An 18,433-nucleotide genomic window follows, 5' to 3' on the forward strand; every position below is an offset into this window, starting at 1 on the left:
CGCCCCCGCCCATCACCACACCGGTCCGCGGCCCTCAACGCCGCGTCCGCCGCCCGCCCCAGTCCTTGATCCACACCACATCGCCGATATCGCGCGATCAACCCGCTCCCATACCCCCACATCGGCGATACGGAGTCGATCAACCCGCCCTTTGCCGTGATCCACTCGACTTCCCGCAAACCGGGGCGTCCAATGGTGTGGGATGCCCCGACTTCAAGGAAACCGAGTCGATCGAGGCACCGGGTCCGACTACCGGCTGATTCTGGGCGGCGGATCATCACCGCGCCGCCGACGACGCGCCACGAGAGCCCACCCGGAACCGATGGCAACGATCACTCCGAGGGTGGCAAGGCCGCGAGCGGTTGCGCCGTCATCCTCGCCCGGCCGAGCACCGGCCGCCGTGGTCGACCCACCGTCGGCGGGCGCGCTCACCGATTCAAACCCCAACGGGGGTACGTCTGCCGTCAGCGCCGCCACGAGGTCGATCACGCCATACCCGTACTCGTCGTCCCGGCCCGGCGGCCCCTTGTCAAGGGCCGTGGCCGTGAGTCGATGGGCCACCTCCTGCGCCGGCAGGTACGGATACTTCGACCTGATCAACGCCGCAGCCCCGGCCACGATCGCGGTGGCATCAGAGGTGCCAGTGCCCTTGCGATACTTGCCATTAATGCTCGTGCTGTAGATGTCTACCGCCGGTGCGACCACATCAACTTCGGGACCAGTCACTGACAAGCTGGCAACATTCCCCTGCTGATCCACGCCACCAACAGCGACGACTCCGGGATAAGCTGCAGGATAACCGACAACCGTGTCGCGAGGCTTGTTACCTACCCCGGCCACAATTACTACGTCTGCCTGTATCGCTGCCGCGACGGCACTTCCGAGTCGGGAATTTGGCCCTGCGATGGAGGATATGCTGATAATCTTAGCCCCCTCGCTGACGGCGAAGTCAATTCCTGCGGCTAAGTTGTCACTGTCGCCATCCTCGTCGGTGCGACTCGTTCGGATTGGTAAGATCTCGGCTTCAGGGGCGATTCCCAGGGCACCTGTGTTATTGGATAGGCCGTGGGCGGCCACCAGGCCGGCCATTCCGGTACCGTGACCAGTATCGTCTCTTTGGCCATTGCCTTCGATGATGATATCGGTCCCCGTTAACAAATTTTCCTGCAGGTCCGGATGTGGTTCGATACCAGTGTCTGGTATAGCCACGATCACCCCTCGGCCGCGGCTGATCGAGTGTGCTTCGGCTGCCTCAAGGAAAGTTAGGTGCCACTGATCGCCGCGTATTCGATCGGACTCTCCTAAGGCCTGGCTTCCAATTGGATTCAAGCCATGCAGAGTTGCTGCGAGTAGACTTAAAGTGGCTACCGCTTTCCCAAAAGTTTGGATAGTCAACGACCGAATCCAATGGCGGGCCCGGGATCCATGGGGCCCTTCTCGTCCGGTGGTCGAACAACTGGTGCGACTCCCTTGTTGGTCTCCCATGGATGGTCTGGATCCCAGCCACTCATTTCCTCGTCGGTCTTGCCAGGGACCGCACGCTGTGGCGTTGAGAAACTGCTTGGCGTGCCGCCGCTGCTAGTGCTAATGCTAAACGGCGTTACTCCGTTGATGGCGCCTATGCCTCGCCCGCTGCCTGGACGAGAGCCAGCGCCACCTGTCGGTCCGGTTCCAGCGCCTCCGCCACCGATCACTCCACCGACTGGGTTGATCCTTCGTGGCGAGGCGGCATTGTTCCCGGGTTGGTTAGGCCCGACTCCAGGGGGTAATCCCCCGATTAAGCCCCCAGGCGGCATTGGGCGAGGCTGTGCCGACGGGTTCCCTTTAAGCCCTGTTCCGGCGTCCAACCGATTGTTCGTTCTCGGCAATGAGGGTGTCCCGGGAACGGAGCCGCGTGTAGGGAAAGCGGGTGGCATTTGAGCCGCCCCGATGCTAGGTGTCGAACTGTTCGATGGTGATAGCGGCAGGCTGGTCGGTGAGACTAGATTTGGAGGGGTAGTTGCGATTGCGCCGCCTACGCCGCCAAGTACAGGTCCGACGCCAGAGGTTGAGGCCGTCCCGGCGGAGCTTACCGCAGTAGAGCCCGGACGGTTCATGGATGGCGCTCGAGGTGGCATTGGCACTATTGGAGGAATGATTGGAGCGGCGGAAGGCCCGCCATAAACATCTGCGTCGCTATGGTCGATGACCGGATTAATCCTAGGGCTGGGTGGGGGCTGGCGGAGGGTGGCTTGGGCTTGTTGGAGTTCGCCACTGAGGTTGAACATCATCGCCCGTGCCTGCACGTTCAAACGTTCCAGCTCGCTGTCCGTCACCGGTGCGTCGACGACCCGGTTGCCCATGATGGCCTTCGGGTCGGCGGCTGTCGCCTCGTACGCCTGCTTCTGTTTGAGCTTGACCGCGTACTCCTCGTGGAGCTTGCGAAGCTCGGCCCTGGTGGCGCCGATGGCCTGGGTGGCGGCGGACAGCGCGGTGTAGTTGGCGGCGGCGGCGTCGTGGGTGTGGCGCACCTTGGCGATCAGGTCGTCGAGTTGGGCGAGGTACGTGCCGGAGGCGGCGCTGGTCTCGGGGGGCCACGCTTCGGCCAGCCCTCGGCGGTATTCCTGGAGTCGGCCGAGGTGGATCTGGGCCAGGTCGCAGACCTTGCGCCAGCCGGCGACCTGTTTCCAGTGGTTGGTGGTGTCGTGGTCCTGGAGGCACGCCCACATGCTGTTGAGGTCCATCAGGTGCCAGTCGGTCTGGCCGGAGGTGCGGCCGCCACCACGCTCGATCACGGCAGGACCACCGGCCTTTCGCTGTCGGGGCCGGTGGGGTCGCTGAGTGTCGGCGTCCGACCGCCGGACAGGACGGTCCCCGGGTCGGCGAGGGCCCGTTGGACGTCCACGGCTCGGGCGGCGGAGAAGGCGTCGCTGTCGGCGTACTGGCTGGCGACCCGGTCGGCGACGGCGGCCAGGTGACCGGTGGCACCGCGGACGGCGTACACCATGTCGGTGGTGGCCTGCTGTGTCTCGTGGTGGGCGTGCAGGAAGGTGACCAGTTCGACGAACGCATCGCAGGGGTTGGGCACCTTGGCGGACATGTCGTCGGCGATGTACGACAGGTGGGGCGCGTAGTTGCGCTCGACCTCGGCGGCGAGCCGGTCGGCGAACTCGCGGAGTTGACGGATGTCGGCCTCGATGCCGCCGTAGCCGTTGAGCCAGGGCGCCGGGTGGTCCTCTTCCGGGATCATCGGTCCTCCCTGTCCGTCACTGCACCATCTCCCTGAGTGAGGTTAACGGCTGCACGGCGATCCTGGCAGCCCCGCAGAGGGGCGAGCCGTGGTCAGCGAGGGAGGCCGGAGGCGCGCCAGGTGTCGAGGCGCGCCGGTCGGCCGCTGCGCGCCCAGGCGGACACGGTGGCCGGTGCGGCTGCCGCGGCCGGGCGGGACCGGACGAGGACCGCCCCTACCAAGGCGGCCAGTTCGTCGGCGGTCGGCACGCCGCGGACGACCCGGAACAGCGGCTCTTCGGCAGACATGCCGCCAGGGTACGCGGCCAGAAGTCACGTCACACGCACAGTGGCGTGCCGGCGGTGTGAGCGTCGGCGGGTCCGGGTACCGTCTCACCGATGTCGAACGCGCTTCCCCAACTCGTCGCTGACCGATACCGGCTTCTGTCGCCGCTCGGCCAGGGCGGCATGGGTCGGGTGTGGAAGGCGCGCGACGAGGTGTTGCACCGGGACGTCGCCATCAAGGAGTTGGTGCCGCCGCCCGGCCTCACCGACGAGGAACGCCGCGAGATGCGAGAACGGTCGCTGCGCGAGGCGCGGGCCATCGCCCGGCTCAACCACGTCAACGTGGTACGCATCTTCGACGTTCTGCGGACCGACGGCGACCCGTGGATCGTCATGGAGTACGTGGCGTCGAGGTCGTTGCAGGACACCCTCGCCGAGGACGGGCCGGTGTCGGTGGCCCGGACGGTCGAGATCGGCCTGGGCGTGCTCGGCGCGCTGAACGCGGCGCACAAGGCGGGCGTCATGCACCGCGACGTCAAACCGGGCAACGTGCTGCTGGGCGAGGACGGCCGGGTGGTGTTGACCGATTTCGGTCTCGCGACGATTCCCGGTGACCCGAATGTCACCCGCACCGGCATGGTGCTCGGTTCGCCCGCGTACATCTCGCCGGAACGGGCCCGGGAGGGCACCGCCGGGCCGGAGGCCGACCTGTGGTCGCTGGGCGCGACGCTGTACGCGGCGGTGGAGGGCAAGTCGCCGTACGCGCGGCCGTCCGCGATCGCCACGCTGGCCGCGCTGGCCACCGAACCGATGCCACCGCCGAAGAACGCCGGCCCGCTCAAGGCGGTGCTCACCGGGCTGCTCCAGAAGGACCCGAACGAGCGGATCACCGCCGAGGTGGCGGAGCGGCTGCTGCGCCGCGCCGGGGGCAAGCGGGCGCGGGGGATCTCACTGCTCGATGGCGTACGCCGGCCGGGGCCGAACGGCCCGCGTGAGCCGCGCCCGCCGCTCGTGCCGGCGCCGCGCCCCGCCGAGGAGAGCGCCGCCCGCCCGGTGTCGCCGCCTGCGCCGCGTACCCCGCCGCCGGTCGCCGCGGCTGCCGCGCCCGCCGTCGCCGACGCCTCGCCGACGGAGGTCGTGCCCGCGGGTGCGGACGCCGAGCCGACGGCCACGGTGCCGGCCGAGCCGACCGCTAAAATCGACCGCCCGGCCACGCCGGCCGCCGAGCCGACCGCGACTGTGGCGGCGGCCGACGACAACCCCGATGACGGTCCGGCCGACGCCGACGCCGACGCCGACGCCGACGACGAGCCGACGGCCGTCGACGGGCCGCCGGTGGCGCCGGAGCAGCGCAAACCCTCGACTCCGACGTCCGTGATGCCCCCGGTGAGTCCGGCCGGGCGCGCGGCGGTGCCGGTGTTCGACGGTACGAAGCCGAACAACACCCGCCGCAACGTGCTGATCGGGGCCCTGGTGGCTCTGCTGCTTGTCGGCCTCGTGGTGATCGTGCCGATGCTGACCAAGGGCGATGACAACGAGACCCCGCAGGCCGACGCGACGACCGGGGCGGCCGCGACGTCGGCGCCGGCGCAGTCCTCCGCTCCGGCGGTGCCTCCGCCCAGCACTGGCGCACCGAGTGCGACGCCCTCGGCAACGCCGTCGGCGGACCCGAACGCGCTGCCGGCCGGCTGGAAGCTGCACAAGGATCCTGCGGGCTTCTCCCTGCCCCTGCCCGACGGTTGGGTGCGCGAGGACGCCGGTAAGAACACGGTCGTCTTCGACGAGTCCAACGGGCCGGGCGAGCTGCTCGTGCAGTGGACCCCGACGCCGAAGAAGGACGCGTACGCGGACTGGAAGAGCATCGAAGGCGGCCGAAAGGACGAAGTCAAAAATTATCAGTACGTCAGCATCAAGCGGTGCACGTTCTGGAAGACCTGCGCGGACTGGGAGTGGCTGGAGACCCGGGACGGGACCAGGATCCATGTCCGTAACCGGGGCTTCGTGACGGCCAGCGACCGTGGTTACGCGTTGCGGTGGGAGATCGCGGAGAAGGACTGGCAGGCCAACCTGCCTAACTTCGACCGGATCGCCAAGGGCTTCGTGCCCGACCGTCAGGACTGAAACTCATTCGCATGACTTTTCGTCGTCCTGGGTAAATGACCATCGACGACGGAAGGATGTACGACATGGGTTACCGACGGAGGGACGCCCGGCCCCGGCTGGCACTGTGGATGCTCGTCGCTCTCGGCGACGCGATCCTGCTGCTGGCCGCGGTGGGAATGCCGGCGTTCATCGCACTGCTCAGCGTCGTGACCGTTGCCGTCGGCGGGGTCGGCGCGTGGCGTCTGACCCGGCGTGGCGCACTGGTTCCCGAGGAGAACCAGGTGCCCGCCCTGAGCCGACGGCGGGCCTGAACCGAAAACGGTGGTGTGGCGGCAGCCGGACCGATTGTGCACCGTGAGGTGATAGTCGATCCCGCTGCCGCCAACGGCCCGATCAGGTGTTGTTGGCCAGCGCCACGAGGCGGCTCCGGTCGCCGTTCCAGTAGTTGCGGTCCACGTTGCCGCTGATCCCGGAGACGGAACCCGTGCTGGTGTACTGCCAGAAGCTCCACACCGGCGCGCCGGCCGGCAGGGCACCCGGGGTGCTCGACCAGCGGGCCAGCCAGAGCGGGTGGTTGGCCCACGGGCCGGTCCAGCTGCCGGTGCACTGGTTCCACCAGCTCGTGGTGGTGTAGATGACCGCGTACCGGCCGGTGCGCGAGCGGTAGGTGTTCAGGAAGTCCTGCACCCAGTTGCGCATGCCGGTGGTGCTCAGGCCGTAGCAGTAGCCGCCGCTGTACGGGTTCGCCTCGATGTCCAGCGCCGCCGGCAGGGTGCGGCTGTCCGCCGACCACGCGCCACCGTTGGACGCCAGGTAGTTGGCCTGGGTCGAGCCGGCGGAGATGTTCGGCCGGGCGAAGTGGTACGCCCCACGGATCACCCCGGCGTTGTAGGCGTTGACGTAGTTCGTGTTGAACGCGGAGTCCTTGACGCTGGTGCCCTCGGTCGCCTTGATGAAGGCGAACTCGATGCCCGCGTTGCGGACGCTGGTCCAGTTGATGCTGCCCTGGTAGTGGGACACGTCGACACCGGCGGTGGTGGCCGCCGCCGCCGGGCCGGCGGTCGCGACCACTGTCGCCGCCGCGGTGGCGAGGACGGTGAGGCCGGCCGCGAGCGCGCGGCGCAGCGATGATCGGGTACGGGCCATGAGTGCCTCCAGGGACGCCGGTCTATTGACGCCCATCTTTGGAGCTAAGTGCCCTTGATCGCAATAGCTGTAGAGAAAACTTTCATCGACGGCTGTGGGTGGCTGGCTGGGGGTTGCGGTGGTTGAACGGTCAGCGCAGGGTGGCAGGGTCGAGCTGCCACCGGAACGGCTCCGCGATGCTCAACGTCTCGCCGGCCTTGGCGACCTGGTCCTCGACGTAGTGCTCGCCGTCGAGCCGGTAGAGGCGCAGCGAGTGGCCGTCACCTTCCTGCTCGACCAGCAGGTACCAGGGGATGCGCGCGATGGCGTAGAGCTGCATCTTGACCAGCCGGTCGGCGGCAGCGTTGCCGGGCGAGACGACCTCGCACACCAGCACCACCTCGGCGGCCTCCACCGCCGTGCCCTCGTCGTCCGTGTCCGCGACGACGACGTCCGGGATAACTATCCGGTCCACTGTGAGTCGGACGTTCACCGCGCTGAAGACCACCAGACCGCCGGAGGCACGCGCGATGTGGTTGGCCAGCCGCCGTGACACCAACTGGTGTCGCTTGGTCGGGACCGGGCTCAGAAGGAGGCTTCCGTCGAGCAGCTCGATCCGGTCCGGGGTCTCACCCAGGGCGAAGTAGTCGGCCTCGGTCCACGGGCCGATGTGATGCTCCACTGGTACAGGTCACACCCGCGATCCCCTCCTCGTTCAAACGGCCTGACGCGTCTTCAGCCGGTGCCTCGGTAGCGACACGGAACGCCGCCGGTAGGCTCGCGCCCCATGATGTCGATCGACGGACTGGGCGAGATGTGGGACACGCTGTTCGGCGCGCAGCCGGACCCGCCCCCACTGCTGGTGCTGATCACCGCCGCCGTCGCGTTGGTGGTGGTGTCCACGCGGCTGCCGTGGCGCATCGCCCGCAACGCCATCACCATCGCCCACGAGGGCGGGCACGCCCTCGTCGCCCTGCTCACCGGCCGCAAGCTGCGCGGCATCCGGCTGCACTCGGACACGTCGGGACTGACGCTCTCCGCCGGTCGACCCTCCGGGCCGGGAATGATCCTCACCCTGCTCGCCGGCTACGTCGCCCCGCCGCTGATCGGGTTGGCCGGCGCCTGGCTGCTCGGCGGTAACCGCATCACCCTGCTGCTCTGGGTCGCGGTGGCGCTGCTGCTCGCCATGCTGGTCATGATCCGCAACGCGTTCGGCGTGGTGTCGCTCCTGGTCACCGGAGCGCTGGTGTTCGCCGTCTCCTGGTACGCGACGCCGCAGGTGCAGGCCGCGTTCGCGTACACCGGGGTGTGGTTCCTGCTGCTGGGCGGGGTGCGGCCGGTGGTGGAGCTGCAACGCCTGCGCTCGCGTGGTCGGATGCCCGCCTCCGACGCCGACCAGCTCGCCGGGCTGACCCCGTTTCCGGCGTTCTTCTGGGTGGTCTTCTTCGCCCTGGTCAACCTGGTCGCCCTCGTCGTCGGCGCCCTGCTGCTCGCCGGCCCGATCCTCACCGACGCCGGCCTGACGCTCTGATCCCATCGGGGCAGAATGAGCCGATGCGATACGTGATCATCGGGGCGGGCGCGGTCGGCGGGACCATCGGCGTACGGCTGGCGCAGGCCGACCGGGACGTGACACTGGTGGCCCGTGGGGCGCACCTGGACGCGATCCGGGAGCGTGGCCTGACGCTGCGGCAACCGGACGGCGACGTGACCGCCCGGCTCGCCGCCGTCGACGGCCCGGGTGACCGGCCGCTGTCGCCGGACACGGTGCTGGTGCTCACCGTCAAGTCCCAGGACACCGAGGACGCGCTGGCGACCTGGGTGGACGCTCCCGTCGCCGGCGGCGGAACGGCCGGCGAGCGGCTACCGCTGGTCACCGCGCAGAACGGGGTGGCGAACGAGCGGGCCGCCCTGCGGCTCTTCGCGGACGTGCACCCGATCTGCGTCTGGCTGCCGGCCACCCATCTGGAGCCGGGCGTGGTGGTGGCGAACGGACACCCGCACCCCGGGATGCTCCACATCGGCCGCTATCCGGGCGGCGCAGACGACACCGACCGGGCGATCGCCGCTGACCTGACCGCCGCCGGTTTCGTCGCGCCGGTACGCGAGGACGTGCTGCGCTGGAAGTACGGCAAGCTGCTCAGCAACCTCGGCAACGGGCTTCAGGCGCTGCTCGGGGACGACATTCCGGATGCCCTCATCGAGCGGGTACGCGCCGAGGGCATCGCCGCGCTCGCCGCCGCCCGCATCCCGCACACGTCCACCGAGGAGGAACGGGCCGAACGTGGTGACCTCGTGCAGCAGCGCCCGGTCGGCGGCGCGAACCGGTCCGGCGGCTCCACCTGGCAGAGCCTCGCCCGAGGCATGGGCTCGACCGAGGTCGACCACCTCAACGGGGAGATCGCGCTGCTCGGCCGACTGCATGGCGTACCGACTCCGGCCAACGTGGCCGTGCAGCGGGCGGTACGGCGAGCCACGCGGGAGCGGATCGGGGCCGGCGCGTTCCCACTCGCCGAGCTGGAGAAGATGATCGCCTGACCGGGGCAACCGAGCGCCCCGTCCGGCGCGTGTTCCCTGCGACCGACACGGGAGGTAGCGGGGTGCCGGACGTCGACGGGTTCGACGAGTTCTACCGGGGGAGCCGCCAACGGCTGCTCGGTTTCGTCTACGCCCTCACCGGCGACCGGGTCGAGGCGCAGGATGCCGTGCAGGAGGCGTACATCCGGGCCTGGCAGCGCTGGTCGACGATCAGCGCCTACGACGACCCGGAGGCGTGGGTACGGGTGGTCGCCAGCCGTATCGCCGTCAGCCGGTGGCGCAGCCTGCGCAGCCGTGCCCGCGCGTACCTGCGGCACGGCGCGACCGAGACCGTTCCCGGGCCGGGCACCGACACGGTCGAGGTGGTCGCCGCGCTGCGCCGACTGCCCGAGGAGCAACGCACCGCCATCGCCCTGTACTACCTGATGGGCATGCCGGTCGCCGAGGTGGCGCGGGAGACCGCCGCCCCCGTCGGCACGGTCAAGGCCCGCCTCTCCCGGGGGCGTACCGCGCTCGCCGGTCTGCTCGCCGTCTCTGAGCTGGAGGAGGCCACCGATGCATGACGACCTGGCATTCGTCGAACAGGTCCACCGCGACCTGAGCGACGTGCAGTGGCCGGAGCCGCAGGAGATCCGGGCCCGTGCCCGTCGCCGCAGTCGTCGTACCGTCGCGCTGGCGACCGTCGCGGTGCTCGCGGCGGTGACGGGCCCGGCATACGCCCTGACGGGAGGCACCTCCGCTGCGCCCGATGCCGCCCTGCCCGTGTCGACGCAGGGCCCCGCTCGGGCGGACATTCCCCTGGACTCCCTGCTGGCGGTCACCGAGGTGCCGGTGAAGAACCCCGTGCAGCTCGGCGATGCCGGCCTCGGGGAGGTCGTCCGGTTGGATCCGACGTTGCAGAGATGCGGCGACGACCGTGGCGTGCCGGCGGTGCCCGCGTACTCCCGTTACTCGCGGTCGCAGACCCTGTTGTCGTCGACGAAGGACGGTGGCGCGCCGGCGCGGGTCGAACTCAGCCAGGACATCTACCGGGTCGACCCGCTGGTGAGCACGCGACTCTTCACTCACCTGAGGGTGCTGCTCGACGCCTGCCCCGAGTGGTATGTCGCCGAGCGCACCCTGGTGGCGGGTGAGACGACGCCGAACGAGAGCAGGCATGCCTGGGAGACGGCGGCGAGCAACTTCGCCGGTGACGAGTCGATCCTGGTGCGGTACGTACCGTTCGCCCCCGCTGGTCCGGCCACCACCGAAAGGGCACTCCAGCGCTCCAGCCCGGTCGGGATGACAGTCATGGTCCGGGTCGGCGACCTGCTCACCGTGCTGGAGCCCAATCCGGACCTGGGCCTGCACGACGCGGACCTCGAGGCGCTGGGTCGAGTCGCTGCCCGGCGACTGTGTCCCGCTGCCAACCCGGCCTGCTGACCGTCCGCTCAACTTCGGGGATGTTGCTGCCTCCCAGGGCAGGGAAGCAGCACTTTCCCCGAAGTTGCGCGAAAACAGCGAGCGGATCAAGCGAGCGGATCAAGCGAGCGGTCAGAGCGGGATGTTGCCGTGCTTCTTGGGCGGCAGGGTCTCGCGCTTGGTCCGCAGGACGCGTAGTGCCCGGACGATCTGGGTGCGCGTCTCGTGCGGGGCGATCACCGAGTCGACGTACCCGCGCTCGGCCGCCACGTACGGGTTGGCCAGCGTGTCCTCGTACTCGGCGATCTTCTCGGCCCGGACCGCCGCCGGATCGTCGGAACCGGCCAGCTCCGAGCGGTAGAGGATGTTCACCGCGCCCTGCGCGCCCATCACGGCGATCTGTGCGGTCGGCCAGGCGAAGTTCAGGTCCGCGCCGAGGTGCTTGGAGCCCATCACGTCGTACGCCCCGCCGTACGCCTTGCGGGTGATCACGGTGACCTTCGGGACGGTCGCCTCGGCGTACGCGTAGATGAGCTTCGCGCCCCGGCGGATGATGCCGTCCCACTCCTGGCCGGTGCCGGGCAGGAACCCGGGCACGTCGACGAAGGTCAGCACCGGAATGTTGAACGCGTCGCAGGTGCGCACGAACCGGGCGGCCTTCTCCGAGGCGGCGATGTCCAGGGTGCCGGCGAAGTGCATCGGCTGGTTGGCGACCACACCGACCGGCCGACCCTCGACCCGGCCGTAGCCGACGACGATGTTCTGCGCGTAGAGCGGCTGGACCTCCAGGAACTCCCCGTCGTCGAGGACGTGCTCGATGACGGTGTGGATGTCGTACGGCTGGTTGGCCGAGTCCGGGATGAGCGTGTCCAGCGCACGGTCCTCGTCGGTGATCTCCAGGTCCGCCGGGGCCTCGAAGACGACCGGCTCGTCGAGGTTGTTGGACGGCAGGTACGACAGCAGTGCCTTGACGTAGTCGACCGCGTCGTCCTCGTCGCTGGCGAGGTAGTGCGCGTTGCCGCTGCGCGTGTTGTGCGTACGGGCCCCGCCCAGCTCCTCCATCCCGACGTCCTCGCCGGTGACGGTCTTGATCACGTCGGGGCCGGTGATGAACATGTGGGAGGTCTGGTCGACCATGACGGTGAAGTCGGTGACCGCCGGGGAGTAGACCGCGCCACCCGCGCAGGGCCCCATCACCAGCGAGATCTGCGGGATCACCCCGGACGCCCGGACGTTGCGGAAGAAGATCTCCCCGTACAGGCCGAGCGACACCACGCCCTCCTGGATGCGGGCGCCGCCGGAGTCGTTGATGCCGACCACCGGGCAACCGATCTTCATGGCGAGGTCCATCACCTTGACGATCTTTTCGCCGAAGACCTCACCGAGCGAACCGCCGAAGACCGTGAAGTCCTGGGCGAAGACGCAGACCTGCCGGCCGTCGACGGTGCCGTAGCCGGTCACCACGCCGTCGCCGTAGGGGCGGTTGCGCTCCAGGCCGAAGGCCGTGGACCGGTGCCGGGCCAGCTCGTCCAGCTCGACGAAGGAGCCCTCGTCGAGCAGCATCTCGATGCGCTCGCGGGCGGTCTTCTTGCCCCGCGCGTGCTGCTTCTCGACCGCACGCGCCGACCCGGCGTGCACCGCCTCGTCGACCCGGCGCTCCAGGTCCGCCAGCTTGCCGGCAGTGCTGTGGATGTTGGTCCCGGTCTCGGTAGTCACCCAGGGAATATAACGATGGTTCAGGTCCGTGCGGCTGTGCAGTACGCCTCGACGCCCGTACCGGTCGCCGCCGTAGGCTGACGGTATGCCGGGCTCCCCGTACACCGATCTGGACCGACCACCGCTGTCGGCGGCCCGGCTGCGGCGCGCGCTGGTCGCGCCGAACGGCCCCTGGACGCGTCTGGAGCTGTACGCCGAGACCGGCTCCACCAACGCGGACGTGTCCGAGGCAGCCGCGGCGGGCGAGCCGGAGGGTCTGGTCGTGGTCGCGGAGCGGCAGACCGCCGGGCGCGGCCGTCGCGGCCGGGTCTGGCAGTCGCCACCGCGCGCCGGCATCACCACCAGCGTGCTGCTGCGGCCCGGCGAGGCCGTGCCGGACCGCGACTGGGCGGCCGTTCCACCCACGGGGTACGGCTGGCTGCCCCTCCTCGCCGGCGTCGCGCTTGTCGAGTCGGTGGCCCGGCTGGCCGAGCTGGACGCGACCCTGAAGTGGCCCAACGACCTGCTCATCGGGGATGCGAAGTGTGCCGGCGTGCTGGCCGAGGCGGTGCCGGGGCGCTCTCCGGCACAACCGCCGGCCATCGTCCTCGGCATCGGTCTCAACGTGACCCTGCGCGCCGACGAGCTACCGGTGAACCCGACCGGGTTGCCGGCCACGTCGCTGCAACTGGCCGGCGCGGCGGCCACCGACCGGGACCCACTGCTGCGGGCGTTGCTGCGGGCGCTCGCCGACTGGTACGACCGTTGGCGCACCGCCGGCGGAGACGCCGAGGCGAGTGGTCTACGCGCCGCCTACCTGGCCTCCTGCGCCACGATCGGCCGCGACGTACGCGTCCTGCTGCCCAACGGCGAGACCCGAACCGGCACCGCAACCAGCATCGACAGCGACGGCCAACTCCAACTAACCACCCCGCTGGAAACCCGGTCCATAGCCGCCGGAGACGTCCTACACGTGCGCTAGCCCCCCTCCGCGGCGATCTTGCACTTTCTGTCGTGGCGTATCGGGCTCAAGGGCGCGTAGCGGCGACCGAAAGTGCAAGATCGCGGAAGCTGGGGTGGGGCCGCGTGGCGGATGTCGCCGACTGGCTTTCGGGGTTTACCGTCGGCGCGTCAAAGAAAAGGCGTTGGAGGTTGTCGTGGCGTTCCCCGAAGACGTGCTCACGAAGGACGAGCACGTCGTGCTACACCTGCACCCGCACTGGAAGGCCCTTGTCCGGCCGATTCTGGTGCTGGTCGTCGCCATCGCCGCGGTGGTGGTCGGCGTGCTGCTGCTACCCGAGAGTTCCGGCGGTTCGATCGCGCTGGCCGTGATCGGCGTGATCGGCCTGGTGGCGGTGCTCTGGCTCGGTCTGTGGCCGTTCCTGGTCTGGCGTACCACCCATTACCTGTTCACCAACGAGCGCGTGCTGTTGCAGCAGGGTGTCTTCTCCCGGGACCGGCGGGACCTCCCGCTCACCCGGATCAACGACCACTCGATGAACCAGCACTTCTTCGAGCGGATGCTCGGCTGCGGCACCCTCACCATCGAGTCCGCCGGTGAGCGCGGTCAGTCGGTGCTCAAGGACGTACCGGGGGTCAGCCGGGTGCAGACCACCCTCTACGAGCTGGTCGAGGCGCAGCACGACAAGCACTCGCTGGGCGACGGGGAGATGCGCGACATCCTCGCCGACATGCGCGAGGGCAAGCCGCTGCGCGACACCACGAGCTGATCGGATCGGCACTGATCACCCCGGCCCGCGCGTGGGCCGGGGTGATCAGGCGTGCTGCTCGGCCTGGGTCGTCTGCTCGGATGGTCGCGCCTGCACCGGGCCGGCCTGCTGCGGTCCCGCCTCTGCCGGCGCGGTCACGGCAGGCTCGGTTCCGGCCGGCTCGGCCGATGGCGGCGCGGCGTCCGTCGGCTCTGCCGAAGACGGTTCCGGCTCGGTGTCCGTCTCGACCGGGCGCAGCGCGAACCAACCGCGGAAGCGCGTACGCAGCACCTCCTGCTCGGGCCGGTTGTCCGGGCCGAGGCGGAGCATGGTGCCGGTGAGGATGACGGTGCCGAGCCCCGGGCGAGCGGACGACGGGCGGGCGCCGATGACGTCGACCCGCACGGCGAGACGGTCCCCGGCGCGTACCGGGGCGAGCCACCGCAGCTCCTCCAGACCGGGGGAGGCGTCGGCCGCCGCGCGGGACAGCAGGTGGTCGACGTACGCCCGCATGAACAGGCTGACCGTGTAGAAGCCGCTGGCGATGACGCCACCGTGCCGGCTGGCCTCGGCCAGCTCCGGGTCGACGTGGTACCACTGCGGGTCGAAGCGCCGGGCGAACGCCCGCATCTCGTCGCCGTCCACGGTCACCGTCCCGAGGTCGACGGTGAGGCCCGGGACGAGGTCCTCGAAGAACAGCTCGGCGGGCGCTCCGGTGCCGGAGCGGAGGGCGGGTGGCGTCACCGGCGGGGTGCGCGACGAGTGCCCGCGTGCAGCTCCGCGGCGAGTTCCGCGTCCAGGTCGGCCGGAAGGCCGCCGGTCAACGGCCGCCCCTGAACCGGAGCGGCGCCGGTCGGGCCGGGTGTCGGCTCGGGACGCTCGGCGGACTGCGCCTCTTCCAGCTCGGAGACCGATTCGGCAAGCTCGGCGACCGGGTCCATCTCGGCCATGGTGTCCCACTCGTCGCGCGGGATGTCGTGCCAGGTGGGCTCGGTCTTCGCGGCGTCCGCGGCCGGCGTGACGGGCTGGAAGACGAAGGTGCGGTACGACCAGAACCGGAACAGGGTGCCCAGCAGGACACCAGCGGTCTTCGCCACGTTCAGCGCCAGCAGGCCGTGTACGCCGAGCCCGTACTTCGCCGCCGCGACGGCCCCCAGCTCGATGAGCAGGCCGATCCCGTTGAACAGGAAGAACAGGACGTACTCCCGACGCATCGCCGATTTCGGGCGATCCCGGTACGTCCAGTGACGATTCATCAGATACGACGTGATCGTCGCGACGAGCGTCGCGATCACGTTCGCCTTCAACTGACCGTTGACGAAAACGGTAAGTGCAAGGACATTGAACACCGCGTAATTGATGACGGTGTTCACGCCGCCGACGATGCCGAATTTCAGCGCCTCATGGATGAACTTCTGCCAGCGCTCAGGCAGCAGACGGACAAGACGCATGCGAAACACCTTAGGGCAGTCGGTGAAGCCGGCGATCACCGGCCGGGCGAGGTAAGCGGCAGGTCACGCACCGTGGTCCCGGTCGAGCTCCACCTGCGGCACGACCGGAGTTCCCGCTTCGACGAAGACGAACCGCCGGTAGGACCAGAATCGGAACAGCGTCCCGAGGCCGGTGCCCACGACGAAGCTGGCGATGTTGTCGGCCAGTTGCGTCTGGAACACGGCCGGCCAGATGCTGCCGAGCCCGTACCTGCTGATCGCGAGGCAGGCCACCGCGATCCCCAGGCCGACAGCGTTGAAGAAGAAGAACAGCGCGTACTCCCGGGCCGGGTTGCTGCGCTGGCGGTGCCGCCAGGTCCAGAAACGGTTGCCCAGGAAGGCGAAGGTCGCGGCGATCACCGTCGAGATCGTCTTGGCCGTCACCTGCTCCATGCCCCGCGCGCTGGTCAGGTAGTTGAAGAGCGCGAAGTCGATGAGGAAGGCGATCCCGCCCACGGTGGCGAACTTGCTCAGCTCGTGCACGAGGTGACCGAAACGGTCGAGCAGTCCACGGACCAGACCCGGTCGGGTCTGCCGGGGACCCGGTTGCTCCCCGGTCATCGTGGCGGCCACGGGGCGAGCCTACCGGCTGTCGAGGTGTCGGCGGGGGAGCAACGGCGAGGGGGACATCGTCGCCGATGCGGGCCCTTTCAGCCGGTGCGCCGCGGTTGAACGCAGCGTAACCAGGTGGGAGGACTGACGCGCCTCGGAACGGGAATCCGCGAACCGGTCGGCGGGGTGGGTTGACGGCCCAACCGCAACGCGCGTCGACCGGGGTGCACAACAAGATTTGCGTGAAACTGCGCAGGAAAGCGGGTATCAGATCGCGATGCCGCAGCGTGGCCGTAGCTTGTGCAGTTCTTCACAACCAGTCCCACTGACTCGGAAGGCTGCCCGGTTTACGCTGAGCCCAATCCCAGGTTTCCACGAAGGCGGCGCTTCGCGTCGCTGAGACTCGTGCATCCCATAGATCGGTCAGCGTCGACCACAAGGAGATGTGTCATGGTTGCTCCGGCTGTAGTGCGGGGTATCGATCAGGCCCCGACGTCCCATCCGAAACTGCTTGCCTGGGTCCGTGAGGTCGCGGAACTGACCACCCCCGACCGGGTCGTGTGGGTGGACGGGTCCGACGAGGAGTGGCGTCGCCTCACCGATGAGCTGGTCGAGGCCGGCACCCTCATCCGCTTGAACCCGGAGAAGAAGCCGAACTCGTTCTACGCGCGCACCGACCCGTCCGACGTCGCCCGGGTCGAGGAGCGCACCTACATCTGCTCCGTCGACGAGGCGGACGCCGGCCCCACCAACAACTGGATGGCGCCGGCCGAGATGAAGCGGACGATGACCGAGCTGTACCGCGGCTCGATGCGCGGTCGCACCATGTACGTCATCCCGTTCGTGATGGGCCCGGTCGAGGCCGAGAGCCCGATGTTCGGTGTCGAGATCACCGACAGCCCGTACGTGGTGGCCTCGATGCGCATCATGACCCGGATGGGCGCGGCGATCCTCGAGGCGATGGGCGACGACGCGGACTTCGTGCACGCGCTGCACTCCATCGGCGCCCCGCTCGCCCCGGGCCAGCAGGACGTGCCGTGGCCCTGCAACGAGACCAAGTACATCTCGCACTTCCCGGAGTCCCGCGAGATCTGGTCGTACGGCTCCGGTTACGGCGGCAACTCGCTGCTCGGCAAGAAGTGCTACTCGCTGCGTATCGCCAGCGTGATGGGCCGGGACGAGGGCTGGCTCGCCGAGCACATGCTCATCCTCAAGATCACCTCACCGGAGGGCAAGGTCCACCACATCGCCGGCGCCTTCCCGTCCGCCTGCGGCAAGACCAACCTGGCCATGGTCGAGCCGACCATCCCGGGCTGGAAGGTCGAGACCATCGGCGACGACATCGCCTGGATGCGGTTCGGCCCGGACGGCCGGCTCTACGCGGTCAACCCGGAGTACGGCCTCTTCGGCGTCGCGCCGGGCACCGACTGGAAGACCAACGCCAACGCCATGCGCACGCTGGACCGGGGCAACTCGGTCTTCACCAACGTGGGCCTCACCGACGACGGCGACGTCTGGTGGGAGGGCATGGGCGAGCCCCCGGCGCACCTGATCGACTGGAAGGGCAACGACTGGACGCCGGAGAGCGACAGCCTCTCCTCGCACGCGAACAGCCGGTTCTGCACCCCGATCACCCAATGCCCGATCCTCGCCGACGAGTACTTCGACCCGAACGGCGTGCCGATCGACGCGATCCTCTTCGGCGGCCGGCGCAAGGACACCGTCCCGCTGGTCACCGAGGCCCGCGACTGGGTGCACGGCGTCTACATGGGTGCGACGCTCTCGTCGGAGACGACGGCCGCCGCGTCCGGCGCGGTCGGCGTGGTCCGCCGCGATCCGATGGCGATGCTGCCGTTCATCGGCTACCACGCGGGCGACTACTTCCGGCACTGGATCGAGATGGGCAAGGGCGCCGACGGCGACGAGGCCAAGCTGCCGAAGATCTACTACGTCAACTGGTTCCGCAAGGACCCGGACGGCTCGTTCCTGTGGCCGGGCTTCGGGGAGAACTCCCGGGTGCTCAAGTGGATCGTCGAGCGGATCGAGGGCACCGCGGACGCGGTCGACACCCCGGTGGGCATGGTCCCTGCACAGGACGCGCTCGACGTCGAGGGGCTGGACATGACCCCGGAGGACGTCCGGATCGCGCTGAAGGTCGACCCGGACGAGTGGCGTAACGAGCTGCCGATGATCACCGAGTGGTTCGAGAAGTTCGGTGACAAGCTGCCCGGCGTGCTCTGGGCCGAGCTGGACGCGCTGCGTGCCCGACTCGACGCGGCGCAGCCCCAGCGCCAGGTGTGAACATCGCCCGTCGCGGGCAACAACGGG

The 18,433-nt window shown here is 69.3% G+C and carries 18 protein-coding genes; 9 read left to right on the forward strand and 9 right to left on the reverse strand.

The genetic code is table 11. From position 1 onward, the window contains the following. Positions 1–249: 249 nt before the first annotated feature. The 3 genes from mycP to ACGFH9_RS07805 all read right to left on the reverse strand — a co-directional run bounded on the left by mycP (position 250) and on the right by ACGFH9_RS07805 (position 3,516). Entirely contained in the window at positions 250–1,329 is a 1,080-nt protein-coding gene (gene mycP / locus ACGFH9_RS07795) for a type VII secretion-associated serine protease mycosin (RefSeq protein ID WP_393216729.1), read from the reverse strand. 1,441 nt (positions 1,330–2,770) lie between these two features. Beyond that, a complete protein-coding gene (locus tag ACGFH9_RS07800; RefSeq protein ID WP_393216731.1) occupies positions 2,771–3,229 on the reverse strand; it encodes a hypothetical protein in 459 nt (152 codons plus the stop codon). 92 nt (positions 3,230–3,321) lie between these two features. Further along, positions 3,322–3,516, reverse strand: a complete 195-nt coding sequence (locus tag ACGFH9_RS07805; RefSeq protein ID WP_393216733.1) for an acyl-CoA carboxylase subunit epsilon — start codon at positions 3,514–3,516, stop codon at positions 3,322–3,324. 90 nt (positions 3,517–3,606) lie between these two features. Between ACGFH9_RS07805 and ACGFH9_RS07810 the strand changes: the two genes are divergently transcribed. Together ACGFH9_RS07810 and ACGFH9_RS07815 are read left to right on the forward strand one after the other, a co-directional pair. Beyond that, positions 3,607–5,613 carry a protein kinase gene (locus tag ACGFH9_RS07810; protein WP_393216735.1) on the forward strand — a complete coding sequence of 669 codons (2,007 nt, stop codon included), beginning with the start codon at positions 3,607–3,609 and terminating at the stop codon, positions 5,611–5,613. 35 nt (positions 5,614–5,648) lie between these two features. Further along, positions 5,649–5,906: a hypothetical protein gene (locus ACGFH9_RS07815; protein WP_393216737.1), complete on the forward strand. Its 258-nt coding sequence runs from the start codon at positions 5,649–5,651 to the stop codon at positions 5,904–5,906. An 82-nt stretch (positions 5,907–5,988) separates the two neighbouring features. Here the strand turns inward: ACGFH9_RS07815 and ACGFH9_RS07820 are convergent, their stop codons facing one another. Together ACGFH9_RS07820 and ACGFH9_RS07825 are read right to left on the reverse strand one after the other, a co-directional pair. Beyond that, positions 5,989–6,741 carry a GH25 family lysozyme gene (locus ACGFH9_RS07820; protein ID WP_393217012.1) on the reverse strand — a complete coding sequence of 251 codons (753 nt, stop codon included), beginning with the start codon at positions 6,739–6,741 and terminating at the stop codon, positions 5,989–5,991. A 130-nt stretch (positions 6,742–6,871) separates the two neighbouring features. Then, on the reverse strand, positions 6,872–7,402 hold the full coding sequence (locus tag ACGFH9_RS07825) for a Uma2 family endonuclease (RefSeq protein WP_393216739.1): 531 nt from the start codon (positions 7,400–7,402) through the stop codon (positions 6,872–6,874). A gap of 105 nt (positions 7,403–7,507) precedes the next feature. Here ACGFH9_RS07825 and ACGFH9_RS07830 point away from each other — a divergent pair, with 105 nt between their 5' ends. The 4 genes from ACGFH9_RS07830 to ACGFH9_RS07845 all read left to right on the forward strand — a co-directional run bounded on the left by ACGFH9_RS07830 (position 7,508) and on the right by ACGFH9_RS07845 (position 10,680). Then, a complete protein-coding gene (locus ACGFH9_RS07830; RefSeq protein WP_355625466.1) occupies positions 7,508–8,251 on the forward strand; it encodes a M50 family metallopeptidase in 744 nt (247 codons plus the stop codon). Between the two features lie 23 nt (positions 8,252–8,274). Further along, entirely contained in the window at positions 8,275–9,258 is a 984-nt protein-coding gene (locus ACGFH9_RS07835) for a ketopantoate reductase family protein (RefSeq protein WP_393216741.1), read from the forward strand. Positions 9,259–9,320: 62 nt separating this feature from the next. Next, complete coding sequence (locus tag ACGFH9_RS07840) at positions 9,321–9,821, forward strand: SigE family RNA polymerase sigma factor (protein ID WP_393216743.1); 501 nt, start codon at positions 9,321–9,323, stop codon at positions 9,819–9,821. Next, a complete protein-coding gene (locus ACGFH9_RS07845; protein ID WP_393216745.1) occupies positions 9,814–10,680 on the forward strand; it encodes a hypothetical protein in 867 nt (288 codons plus the stop codon). The genes ACGFH9_RS07840 and ACGFH9_RS07845 overlap by 8 nt, the downstream gene beginning before the upstream one ends. Before the next feature lie 111 nt (positions 10,681–10,791). Here ACGFH9_RS07845 and ACGFH9_RS07850 read toward each other — a convergent pair whose 3' ends face one another. Beyond that, a complete protein-coding gene (locus ACGFH9_RS07850; RefSeq protein WP_355239412.1) occupies positions 10,792–12,375 on the reverse strand; it encodes an acyl-CoA carboxylase subunit beta in 1,584 nt (527 codons plus the stop codon). An 85-nt stretch (positions 12,376–12,460) separates the two neighbouring features. Between ACGFH9_RS07850 and ACGFH9_RS07855 the strand changes: the two genes are divergently transcribed. Both ACGFH9_RS07855 and ACGFH9_RS07860 read left to right on the forward strand, forming a co-directional pair. Beyond that, entirely contained in the window at positions 12,461–13,336 is an 876-nt protein-coding gene (locus ACGFH9_RS07855) for a biotin--[acetyl-CoA-carboxylase] ligase (protein WP_393216747.1), read from the forward strand. 175 nt (positions 13,337–13,511) lie between these two features. Further along, positions 13,512–14,084: a PH domain-containing protein gene (locus tag ACGFH9_RS07860; protein WP_393216749.1), complete on the forward strand. Its 573-nt coding sequence runs from the start codon at positions 13,512–13,514 to the stop codon at positions 14,082–14,084. Between the two features lie 45 nt (positions 14,085–14,129). On the opposite strand, the gene ACGFH9_RS07865 is transcribed toward ACGFH9_RS07860, so the two are convergent. From ACGFH9_RS07865 to ACGFH9_RS07875, 3 genes are all read right to left on the reverse strand, one after another. Then, entirely contained in the window at positions 14,130–14,807 is a 678-nt protein-coding gene (locus tag ACGFH9_RS07865) for a MaoC/PaaZ C-terminal domain-containing protein (RefSeq protein ID WP_393216751.1), read from the reverse strand. Further along, positions 14,804–15,514 carry a GtrA family protein gene (locus ACGFH9_RS07870; RefSeq protein WP_393217013.1) on the reverse strand — a complete coding sequence of 237 codons (711 nt, stop codon included), beginning with the start codon at positions 15,512–15,514 and terminating at the stop codon, positions 14,804–14,806. Before ACGFH9_RS07870 ends, ACGFH9_RS07865 begins: the two co-directional genes overlap by 4 nt. A 63-nt stretch (positions 15,515–15,577) precedes the next feature. Further along, a complete protein-coding gene (locus ACGFH9_RS07875; RefSeq protein ID WP_393217014.1) occupies positions 15,578–16,114 on the reverse strand; it encodes a GtrA family protein in 537 nt (178 codons plus the stop codon). Positions 16,115–16,555: 441 nt separating this feature from the next. On the opposite strand from ACGFH9_RS07875, the gene ACGFH9_RS07880 reads away from it, so the two are divergent. Next, positions 16,556–18,406, forward strand: coding sequence for a phosphoenolpyruvate carboxykinase (GTP) (locus ACGFH9_RS07880; protein ID WP_393216753.1), 1,851 nt, complete (start codon positions 16,556–16,558; stop codon positions 18,404–18,406). The last annotated feature ends 27 nt before the right edge of the window (positions 18,407–18,433 follow it).

It is taken from the genome of Micromonospora sp. NPDC049102 (assembly GCF_043197485.1).
Classification (GTDB): Bacteria; Actinomycetota; Actinomycetes; order Mycobacteriales; family Micromonosporaceae; genus Micromonospora.

Coding starts and splice junctions, on each gene's coding strand:
- ACGFH9_RS07800 (WP_393216731.1), bottom strand. CDS start 3,229: ATGATCCCGGAAGAGGACCACCCGGCGCCCTGGCTCAACGGCTACGGC.
- ACGFH9_RS07805 (WP_393216733.1), bottom strand. CDS start 3,516: ATGTCTGCCGAAGAGCCGCTGTTCCGGGTCGTCCGCGGCGTGCCGACC.
- ACGFH9_RS07810 (WP_393216735.1), top strand. CDS start 3,607: ATGTCGAACGCGCTTCCCCAACTCGTCGCTGACCGATACCGGCTTCTG.
- ACGFH9_RS07815 (WP_393216737.1), top strand. CDS start 5,649: ATGACCATCGACGACGGAAGGATGTACGACATGGGTTACCGACGGAGG.
- ACGFH9_RS07820 (WP_393217012.1), bottom strand. CDS start 6,741: ATGGCCCGTACCCGATCATCGCTGCGCCGCGCGCTCGCGGCCGGCCTC.
- ACGFH9_RS07830 (WP_355625466.1), top strand. CDS start 7,508: ATGATGTCGATCGACGGACTGGGCGAGATGTGGGACACGCTGTTCGGC.
- ACGFH9_RS07835 (WP_393216741.1), top strand. CDS start 8,275: ATGCGATACGTGATCATCGGGGCGGGCGCGGTCGGCGGGACCATCGGC.
- ACGFH9_RS07845 (WP_393216745.1), top strand. CDS start 9,814: ATGCATGACGACCTGGCATTCGTCGAACAGGTCCACCGCGACCTGAGC.
- ACGFH9_RS07855 (WP_393216747.1), top strand. CDS start 12,461: ATGCCGGGCTCCCCGTACACCGATCTGGACCGACCACCGCTGTCGGCG.
- ACGFH9_RS07870 (WP_393217013.1), bottom strand. CDS start 15,514: ATGCGTCTTGTCCGTCTGCTGCCTGAGCGCTGGCAGAAGTTCATCCAT.
- ACGFH9_RS07875 (WP_393217014.1), bottom strand. CDS start 16,114: ATGACCGGGGAGCAACCGGGTCCCCGGCAGACCCGACCGGGTCTGGTC.
- ACGFH9_RS07880 (WP_393216753.1), top strand. CDS start 16,556: ATGGTTGCTCCGGCTGTAGTGCGGGGTATCGATCAGGCCCCGACGTCC.